The 9,412-nt window shown below is 48.5% G+C and carries 8 protein-coding genes; 3 read left to right on the top strand and 5 right to left on the bottom strand.

Annotated features, from left to right (window positions below; translation table 11 throughout):
* Nucleotides 1-561: 561 nt before the first annotated feature.
* Nucleotides 562-2,436 (bottom strand): hypothetical protein, encoded by a 1,875-nt coding sequence (locus IM479_RS08490; protein WP_287685193.1) that lies wholly within the window; start codon nucleotides 2,434-2,436, stop codon nucleotides 562-564.
* 378 nt (nucleotides 2,437-2,814) lie between these two features.
* On the opposite strand from IM479_RS08490, the gene thrC reads away from it, so the two are divergent.
* A complete protein-coding gene (thrC, locus tag IM479_RS08485) occupies nucleotides 2,815-3,924 on the top strand; it encodes a threonine synthase (RefSeq protein ID WP_287685192.1) in 1,110 nt (369 codons plus the stop codon).
* A 30-nt stretch (nucleotides 3,925-3,954) separates the two neighbouring features.
* On the opposite strand, the gene hisB is transcribed toward thrC, so the two are convergent.
* The 3 genes from hisB to IM479_RS08470 form a co-directional block, all read right to left on the bottom strand.
* Nucleotides 3,955-4,584: an imidazoleglycerol-phosphate dehydratase HisB gene (gene hisB / locus IM479_RS08480; RefSeq protein ID WP_287685191.1), complete on the bottom strand. Its 630-nt coding sequence runs from the start codon at nucleotides 4,582-4,584 to the stop codon at nucleotides 3,955-3,957.
* A gap of 98 nt (nucleotides 4,585-4,682) precedes the next feature.
* A complete protein-coding gene (locus IM479_RS08475) occupies nucleotides 4,683-6,197 on the bottom strand; it encodes an energy transducer TonB (protein ID WP_287685190.1) in 1,515 nt (504 codons plus the stop codon).
* 166 nt (nucleotides 6,198-6,363) lie between these two features.
* Nucleotides 6,364-7,047: a hypothetical protein gene (locus IM479_RS08470; protein WP_287685189.1), complete on the bottom strand. Its 684-nt coding sequence runs from the start codon at nucleotides 7,045-7,047 to the stop codon at nucleotides 6,364-6,366.
* 727 nt (nucleotides 7,048-7,774) lie between these two features.
* Here IM479_RS08470 and IM479_RS08465 point away from each other — a divergent pair.
* Entirely contained in the window at nucleotides 7,775-7,987 is a 213-nt protein-coding gene (locus tag IM479_RS08465) for a CAB/ELIP/HLIP family chlorophyll-binding protein (RefSeq protein ID WP_286825383.1), read from the top strand.
* A 58-nt stretch (nucleotides 7,988-8,045) separates the two neighbouring features.
* Here IM479_RS08465 and dapF read toward each other — a convergent pair whose 3' ends face one another.
* Nucleotides 8,046-8,891, bottom strand: coding sequence for a diaminopimelate epimerase (gene dapF / locus IM479_RS08460; protein ID WP_287685188.1), 846 nt, complete (start codon nucleotides 8,889-8,891; stop codon nucleotides 8,046-8,048).
* Nucleotides 8,892-8,952: 61 nt separating this feature from the next.
* On the opposite strand from dapF, the gene IM479_RS08455 reads away from it, so the two are divergent.
* A complete protein-coding gene (locus tag IM479_RS08455) occupies nucleotides 8,953-9,165 on the top strand; it encodes an Hfq-related RNA-binding protein (protein WP_002756689.1) in 213 nt (70 codons plus the stop codon).
* Nucleotides 9,166-9,412: the final 247 nt, after the last annotated feature.

Genomic DNA, 9,412 nt, shown 5'->3' with positions numbered 1-9,412 from the left:
TCTTGCGATACATTAGTACTAAGGGGAGAAGATGCAAGGGTTTTGAGTAATTTTAGCAGATTCAGGGGCACCTGAGCGACTCTCAATCTAGCTAAAAGCCTTTTCCTGTAAGGTTTTTAGCTTTATTCAGCAAACCCTAAGTAGGGTCTGCTGAAAAAGTTTTTCGGTGGTGGTAGGAGTCAGGAGTCAGGAGTCAGTAGCCGGTCGTTTCAGGCTTTGTTGCCCTTGTTTTTTGTACCAAGCGATGTACTATAAGAAGGATAATGCAAGGTTTTTGAAAGTCCCAATCCTATTTTCGCAGCACTAACATCGGACTTTAACAGGTCAAAAGCTTTATTTTAAAAGGGTTTTACCATTATTCAGCAAGCCCTAAGTAGGTAGGTGTTAAAAACTGTCAGACACCCCCCTTATCAAGGGGGGCAGGGGGGATCAAACCCCCTCAAGGTAGGGTTGATTCATGAATCAACCCTACTATAAATCAACCCTACTATGAATCAACCCTAGGGGCAGGGGCGGGAGATTCGGCTAATCTAAGAAAAAGCGGTTTAAATGCGTCTTAGCTTACAAGCTAGAAGAACAGCAAGTTTTCCATTTTTGGGCGATAGAAAGGATTAATTCTTTTTCTGCTTGGGGTAAATTGGCAGCCTGTTGGTCGATTATATCGCTTAATTCCCCGATAATCCGATCTCTAGTCCCTCGGGAGTAACTTCTCTGTGCTAAAGCCATTTCTGCGATAACTCGATTTAAACTGCTGATAGCTTGCCAAGTTTGCGGACGTAATGACGGTTCTGCGGCAATGGGGGCAACCTCCAGGGAAGCGATACTATCGAAAGTTGCTGCTTGACTAAATCGGTGTAAAGTTTGGGCTAGGCTATACATTTCTTCCCCGTAGGCGAGGGAACGTACCACAGCAAAGGCTTTTTTGGCTTTTTCGGTGTCCTGTTGGTGAAGATACCAAAAACCAGCGGCGGCGGCGCAAGCAGGAGTATCTAGACGGATTTGGCTGTCAGCAAGAGAAAACAGTTTCGCCGACGCGGACGCATATTTTAACAATTGCCAATCGGAGGGATTTTCTGCCAGACGGGAGATGCGATAGATAATTTCTGCCTCTGGGAATTGCGGTAAAACGCGATTAACGGCGGCAAGGACAGGAATAAACTGGCGGCTGTACCGAAGGTATTGATTGAGGTTATTAATAGCCGTTTCCCAGTCTTGCTGTAACCATTGTTGTAGAGTCGAGGTTAACCCCGGCAGCGGTAGAAGGGTAATACGGGGAAAAAGTCGCCCTTGAGGGCCCGCCAAAAGCCCGATTAGCCAATTATCAAGACGGAAAAAGGCGAATATAAACCCCACGCCGGACACCACGCCGAACCCCACGCCCAACACCGCGCCCGACACGCCCGACACGCCCAACACACCGAAAAACACGCCGAACCCCACGCCGAACACCACGCCGAACACCACGCCCAGCACCATCGCACGCAACGCCACGCCCCACACCGCGCCCCACACCGCGCCTGACACCGCGCCCCACACCACCCCCGACACCACGAGCAACACGAGCAACACGAGCAACGCGACCACGCCTGACACCACGCCTAACACCACGCCGAACGCCAAGCCCGACACCGCGCCCCACACCACCCCCGACACCACGCCCGACACCACGTCGCCTGACAACACGCCCGACACGCCCGACACCACGCACCACACCGCGCCGAACCCCACGCACCACACCACGTGGGACAGCACCATCGCACCCAACGCCACGACCGACCTTGTCGTCCTTGACGCGACCACGCCTAACACCACGCCGAACACCGCGCCTGACACCGCGCCTGACACCGCGCCTGACACCGCGCCGAACACCGCGCCTGACACCGCGCCTGACACCGCGCCGAACACCGCGCCTGACAGCGCGCCTGACACCACGCCCACCACGCCCAACACCGCACCTGACATCACGCCCAGCACCCCGCCCAGCAACACACCCCACACCCTGGCCTGCCTGGCCTGCCCCCCGCCCAACAGCGCGCCAAACAGCGCCCCTGACAGCGCGCCTGACACCACGCCCGACACCGCGCCTGACACCACGCCCAACATCGCACCCGACAGCACGTCCCCCCAATTAACAGAAAGTCCTAAATTTGCTGCTATGCTACAGATAATTAGAACGATAATTACAGTTAAGAGAAGATACTGAATCCTTAGACGCAATTGTACGGGATGGTTGCGGAGAAATTGTATTTTATTGCGCCATGTTTTCTGTTCTTTTAATTTATCGCCGCCGCCTCTCGTTTCCACATACCAGCGCACTGCTTGGGGAAAATAAAACAGCCAGTACAACAGCAAAAGATAATCAAAGGGATTCCATAAAGATAAATTGCTTCTGAGTTTAGGGGCGAGATTAATGGTGGGGACGGTGCTTTCCTTCATAATTTTTATCTCTGGCTATTTACCCGGTGATGGTTTATTAAGTAGGTAGGTGTTAACTGTCAGATTCCCCCTCAAGGTAGGGTTGATTCATGAATCAACCCTAGGGATTAAGGGGGGAGCCATCTTCAATTTAATTATAACCAGCTAATTAAATCAACTTCTGAAAGACAAAAAAGGCAAAAAATCAGATTTATAGCGATAAAATAACTATTTTTTGACCAAAAAGGTCATTTATTGGCTGTTACTGCCTTTTATCTTTCCGCATCCCTGTTTTAAACCCCATGAATCCCAATCGGGCGATCGAGATTAATTTTTTGGCCTGCTTATTGGATAAAATAGGAGATTAGGCCATCTAATCAAATCTGTACCCTTAAGGCTATGACAATTATTTCTCGATCGATCCCCCAATCACCCACTAAATCCTCGTCTATCGGCGGCTGGCGCGGTTTGATCGAAGAATATCGCCAATTTCTGCCCGTAAGCAGTAAAACCCCTGTAATTACCCTCCTAGAAGGCAATACACCCCTGATCCCCGCCCCCTATCTCTCAGCACAAATCGGGCGCGATGTCAAGGTTTTTGTCAAATATGACGGTTTAAATCCCACCGGCAGCTTTAAAGACCGGGGCATGACCATGGCCATCTCGAAAGCGAAGGAAGAAGGGGCAAAAGCGGTGATTTGTGCCAGTACCGGCAACACCTCGGCGGCGGCGGCTGCCTATGCAAGAAGAGCCCGGATGCGGGCCTTTGTGATTATCCCCGATGGTTATGTGGCCTTAGGAAAATTAGCCCAAGCTTTATTGTACGGGGCGGAAGTCATCGCTATTAATGGCAACTTCGATGATGCCCTCAAGATTGTCCGCCAACTATCAGAAAATTATCCCGTAACTTTAGTCAATTCCGTCAATCCCTACCGTTTAGAGGGTCAAAAAACGGCGGCTTTCGAGATTGTCGATGTCTTGGGTAATGCCCCCGACTGGTTATGTATTCCCGTCGGTAATGCGGGCAATATTAGCGCCTATTGGATGGGATTCTGTCAGTATCACCAGATAGGCAAATGTGACCGACTGCCGAAGATGATGGGTTTTCAGGCCGCTGGGGCCGCCCCTTTTATCTCCAAACAACCGGTTGACCATCCCGAAACCCTGGCCACGGCTATCCGTATCGGCAACCCCGCTAACTGGGAAAAAGCCTGGGCTGCTAGTCACGCTAGTCAAGGGCAATTTCACGCGGTCAGCGATGAGGAAATATTGGCAGCCTATCGGATTTTAGGAGGCCAAGAGGGGGTTTTCTGTGAACCAGCCAGCGCCGCTTCTGTGGCAGGATTATTAAAAGTGCATCAACAGGTTCCCGATGGGGCCACCGTAGTGTGTGTTTTAACGGGAAATGGACTAAAAGACCCAGATTCGGCGGTAAAACACAGCAATAATCAACTAAAATCTGGGATTGCTCCCGAATTAACCCAAGTGGCTCAAATTATGGGCTTCTAAGCTAACGTTAATTCGGGTTAAGCAGTGCTTCTATAAAACTCCCTTAGAACTGGGAATTATACCGGCGCGACGGGGATCGATCGCTATGGCCCCACTCATCGCCCGGGCAAAAGCTTTAAAAGTAGCCTCAATAATATGATGGGAATTAATCCCGTCTAATTGGCGAATATGTAGGGTCATTTGACTGTGATTGACCAAAGCGACAAAAAATTCCCGCACTAGCTGAGTATCGTAGGTTCCCACTCTTTGGGTGGGAATTTCTAGACCATAACTGAGGTGGGGGCGACCGGAAAAATCGAGGGCAACTTGCACTAAAGCTTCATCGAGAGGGGCGACAAAATGCCCGAAACGGACGATCCCTTTTTTGTCTCCCAAAGCTTGCAGTAAAGCTTGTCCGAGGGTGATTCCCACGTCTTCATTGGTGTGATGGTCATCAATTTCTAGATCTCCGGTGGCGCGTACATCGAGATCGATCGCAGCGTGGGAGGCGATTTGCTGCAACATATGATCAAGAAAGGGAATTCCTGTCTGGGCGCGACAATTGCCGCTACCATCAAGATCGATCGTCACCTGTACATCGGTTTCTTTGGTAGTACGACTAACCGAGGCGCGACGGCAAGTTGAGACAAAAGAATCGGGGATTTGGGAAGTGGAAATCATTTGAGTAAAAATATGGACTAGGGAGATGGGAGTTTTTTTCAGTAATCAGTAAACCTAAAACTCACATCTGATAACTGATCACTGATCACTGAAAAGGACTAACTTTCTGGTTCAGTTTTAGCGGACGCCGGCGGACCAGGGGGCAAAACTTCCTCGCTGACGGGTTGAGGATTTTGGCTAGTGGGGGGACCGGCGGGGGAACCCTCCGGCTGATTGAGAGCGGGGGTTTGGGGAGGAGTTTCTGGGGCTTTTTCTTCGATTATCGCTTCTTTGGGCGGTTCTGGCTGTGTTTGGGGTGGATTTGTCCCTGTAGCTGCGGGGGGCTTGACGTTATCCGGTTGGGGGCTAACGGCGGGTTGCGGCGGTTGATTAGGACGAAGCGGGGTTTCAATTGCCGGCGTTACGGGGGGGGAGTTACGGGTATTGAGGTTGCTACCCTCTGGTTTTGGAGGATTAGCGATCGCACCTCGGCACACTTCCGGGTTAGGGGCAAAACTGACTCGCACCTGATAGATTCTCGACTCACCACTGGGATTATTAAAACGAGTTAAGCGTACTTCCCTAGCCCCCTGTTGATTGAAAATCGGGAAGCCAGCACTTTTAATTAACTGGGGTTCACTGCTGAGGCGGCCTTGGGCATCCACCGTCACCCCATAAACCGCCGTCCCCGCCAATTGACGGGAACAAGCCGTGGCGGGATAATTACCGGTTAAATTGACGGTAATTATGCCTCTGCTGCCCTGATTGGGCTGATTTAGTTCATTTAAGGCGTTAGGATTGGTTTTTTGGACTCTGGCCAGCCAATCCACCTGATTTCTCATGGCCTCCTCGTTACTGGTATTGCTTTTATCCGCCTCCAGGGAGCGCAAACGTTCCCGCATTTCCCACCTTAATTGTTGACGACGCTGTTCATCGAGGGGCGATTGACCATTCGGCTCCGGTGTGCGGGCTAGGGAATTGTTTAATTGTTCCTGCGCCTGTTGCGATGCACTAAGGGGCGAATTTCGCAATCTATCTAAAGTTAGATTATCTTGGTAGGGATCGAAGTAAGGCTGGAGCTGCTGGTTATTAGTCTGCCTCGGCAGATTATTATTCTCTGGCAGGGTGGGAACAGAAGGAGGACTAGGTAAACTGGGGGTAGAAGTGGGAAAATTGCGAGGAATCGGTAATCTACCCAGGGATGGGATAGATGCCACGGGAGGAGAATAGATATTGACGGAGGGTAAAGAGGAGAGGGGAGGTAAAGCAGGTAAGGAAGGTAAAGGGGGAAGGGAAGAAACCGAGGGTAAAGGAGGTAAGGTGCTGTTATGGATGCCATCCATGGGGGGGAGAGGAGGCAAAGAGGAAGAAGACGAATTGGGGTTAGGCAGTTCCGGTAAGCTGGACAGGGAGGAGTCGAGATTGGGAAGACGTGACTGCTCTAGAGGGTTCAATTCAATCAGATTGACGTTGCGTAAATCCTTTTTTGCCTCCTGCGCTGGATTATTGAGGAAATTAGGTAAGATAATCGCTAAAATTAGGGCATGAATACCAAGAGAAGCGGCGAACGAGAGATTATTAGAGTTAATTAGTTTATTTTCTTCGGTTTCTAGACCAAAATAGGAGGATGTCATAATTTAGTTAATTGAGCAGAGCCTGGAGGGGGAAAGTTAACTCTATTTTAATCGTCAGGGCGATTTTTTTTCTTGAGGGCGGGGAATTAATTGGTGTCAGTACCCCACCACCCCACCACCCCACACCCCACACCCTGCCACCACCGAAAAACTTTTTCAGCCAACCCTACTTATGCTGTGAGCGGGCCACAGCTTTTAATTTGGGATACAATTCCGAAGGGTCTAACAAAGGGATAAACTCATCGATTGCCGGTTTAAAATTAGCCGGAAAATTCTCCCTAGTTCCAGGACTGTTAGGCGATTTAGGCACTGATTCTAATTCAGGGAATTTGGGCGTTTCCGGGGTTAACTGCGAGAATAATTCCTCCACATTACTCATACCTTTGCGAGGATCATTAAAAAGAGAAGTTTCTAAGTTGAGTAAAGAATCTTTACTCGTGGCTACTGTGCCATTATTATCGGTTTTTCCCGCTTCTGGCTCTGGACAGGGCTGCTCAAGGGTGGGAGAAGGTATATTGATCTGTTCCCGTTTAGGGATAACTGCTGGTTTTTTGCCATTTAACTGGGAATCTAGCAAGTTTTTACAAACCAAGCGCTCGAATTCCCCCGTAAAATGAAAGGTAGGATGGCCGCGACGGTGCCAAATTTTGAGGATTTCCTCCACCGAAATGACTTTGTAACGTCCCTGATAGAGTGCCTCTAAAATCGCCATGCGAATCCAATTTAGCGAATAGATGGGCAACCAGCGCTCGATTAATTCTTGCGCTTTATATCCTCTCATTTCAAATCGATATTGGTTGAGTATAGTCGCTATCTGCATGAGGTTGATCTCTGGGTTAATCTCTGTCATAGAATTTACAAAGATAGTGAGCGCAATCGTTATGGCTACTAGGCACTCTGTATATTAAGATTTTATTCGGGTTTTTCCTAGTGGTTTTTCCCTATTCTCCCCACAGTCAGCAATTCCAAATTCGGAATGTAGCAAATAATACTGAATATAGGACGCTTCTGCTGGGTACACCCAATCCCCAATCAAGAGGAATTAACGAGAGCAATAGGGATGGCCTCATCCAGCATAAAGTCTAAAAGGTGATGCCAGCCTTCAAACAACAGATACTTCAGCAATTCCAAATTTAAGGTTTCATGACATAAAAATCCTTATGACAAGAGGGTTGTACAATTCTTAACATTTGGAGTGATCTCTGAAACGGCGCAAAATGGTTCCGAATTTATTTTTGCTGCAAAATTTCGTCAATAAACCCAGAGGAGATAGAACTATAGCACTACCCTGACAGCCTAGAACCTTGCCGTTGACTGACCCCAAATCCGTTTTTAATAGTGTGATTAACTCTCAAGTTATGAATTGTTTCTCCCTGCTCCCCACTCCGCAGCTCCAGCGCTCCCTTCTCCCCACACCCTAGACCCTACACCCCACTCTCCTATACCTTTTAAACAGGATTTAGTATGACCACCCCATCGAGGTTTTCTGAGTCTCCAGAAATTTTTTGTTAAAATTTGCAACATAACTTAACAATGTGTTACACTTCTTAGCATAAGCACAAAAAAGGAGCCTCCCCATGACTGCCCGCGGCTACACCACCGAAGAACAAGGAAGACTGAATAACTTTGCTGTCGAACCGAAAATGTACGTTGATAGTTCTAGCGGTCTCGGTTTTACCAAAAACGCTGAAAAATTGAATGGCAGACTAGCTATGATTGGCTTTGTCTCTCTTTTGGCCATTGAAGTGTTAACCGGTAAAGGAATCATTGCGTGGATTACCAGTCTGTAAGAATTAACAATCCCGTGGCGCTGTTCGGGGAGTTCAGTCCCCGTCCTAGCGGGTTGGTTTAGACCAAGTAAATGCCCTCAAAAACAGCTTTAGCTGAACCCGTCATGTAAACCCGGTTATCAGTTTCCGACCAGTGAATCTGAAGACAACCACCGGGCAGTTCCACGGTACAACGGCGATCGCATTTGCCCGTCAACAGGGCCGCCACCACCACAGCACAAGCGCCGGTACCGCAAGCAAGAGTAATTCCCGCTCCTCTTTCCCAGACACGCATCTTCATATAATCCGGCGCGATTACTTCCACGAACTCCACATTAGTCCGTTGGGGAAAAACCGGATGATGCTCAAATTTTGGCCCGATAGTTTCTAGAGGAATAGAGGCCAGATCATCGACAAAAGTGACACAGTGGGGATTACCCATACTAACGCAAGTAACTAACCAATCTTTGCCCTCCACCTCTAGGGGAACCGCGAGGACTTTTTCTGACCCATTGACCAAGGTGGTGGGGATTTCACTGCCGAGGAGTTGCGGCGGCCCCATATCGACCGTTACCTGTTCATTAGCTTCTAAACGGGGAATCATCGTTCCTGCTAGAGTATGAATGCGATAGGTGCGGCCAATGCTGTTGTTAGCCTCTAAACGGGCGATAAATTGGGCTAGACAGCGAATACCGTTACCACACATTTCCGGTTCCGAACCATCAGAGTTGAAAATTCTCATGGTGTAGTCGGTTGCTGCTTGGCCGGGAAGCACAAAAATCACGCCATCGGCACCGATACCAAAATGTCGATCGCACATAGCCACGGCCATTTCCGCTGTGATCAGGGGTTCGGAACTGTGACGGTTATCTATCAAAATAAAATCATTGCCCAGGCCTTGATATTTGGTAAAGGGGATTTTCATGGTCAATAAAAGCTACTCAACAGGAATAATAGAGGATGAACACCTCATCGATAAACTCATTATGTCTCAATTTGATCCTGGCCTACCGAGTATTAAACAAGTACAGAGCTATATTCAAGAGAAACGGGAAGTAGAAATTAAGTTAAGCACCGATGATCTCCTCGTTGGTCGCATCCTTTGGCAAGATGTTAACTGTCTATACCTGGTCGATCACTACGATAAACCCACTTTAATTTGGCAACAGTCTCTAGTTTATTTAAGACCTAAAGCCTAGGGGGAAATTGGCGATATTTGGCTGTGGGATGCGTCTAGGACGCATCAAAAATTCCTCAAATTATACTTCATCTTGATGAGAAAGGCTATAAATTGCCTAATCAAGAAACGCCGATTCAAGTCTGAAGTGCATCACCTGAAAAGCTTGACAGAGGAAAGCTCATCAGTTAAAGTCGGATATTGCTCAAAACAAACAGACAAACTAATGAACTACTCACATCTTAGCATAGACCAGCGTAATCATCTTT

It is taken from the genome of Microcystis sp. M165S2 (assembly GCF_020245885.1).
Taxonomy (GTDB): domain Bacteria; phylum Cyanobacteriota; class Cyanobacteriia; order Cyanobacteriales; family Microcystaceae; genus Microcystis.
This window is presented reverse-complemented; position numbering and strand designations above follow the sequence as displayed.

Coding starts and splice junctions, on each gene's coding strand:
- thrC (WP_287685192.1), top strand. CDS start 2,815: ATGACAATTATTTCTCGATCGATCCCCCAATCACCCACTAAATCCTCG.
- hisB (WP_287685191.1), bottom strand. CDS start 4,584: ATGATTTCCACTTCCCAAATCCCCGATTCTTTTGTCTCAACTTGCCGT.
- IM479_RS08465 (WP_286825383.1), top strand. CDS start 7,775: ATGACTGCCCGCGGCTACACCACCGAAGAACAAGGAAGACTGAATAAC.
- IM479_RS08475 (WP_287685190.1), bottom strand. CDS start 6,197: ATGACATCCTCCTATTTTGGTCTAGAAACCGAAGAAAATAAACTAATT.
- IM479_RS08470 (WP_287685189.1), bottom strand. CDS start 7,047: ATGACAGAGATTAACCCAGAGATCAACCTCATGCAGATAGCGACTATA.
- IM479_RS08455 (WP_002756689.1), top strand. CDS start 8,953: ATGTCTCAATTTGATCCTGGCCTACCGAGTATTAAACAAGTACAGAGC.
- IM479_RS08490 (WP_287685193.1), bottom strand. CDS start 2,436: ATGAAGGAAAGCACCGTCCCCACCATTAATCTCGCCCCTAAACTCAGA.
- dapF (WP_287685188.1), bottom strand. CDS start 8,891: ATGAAAATCCCCTTTACCAAATATCAAGGCCTGGGCAATGATTTTATT.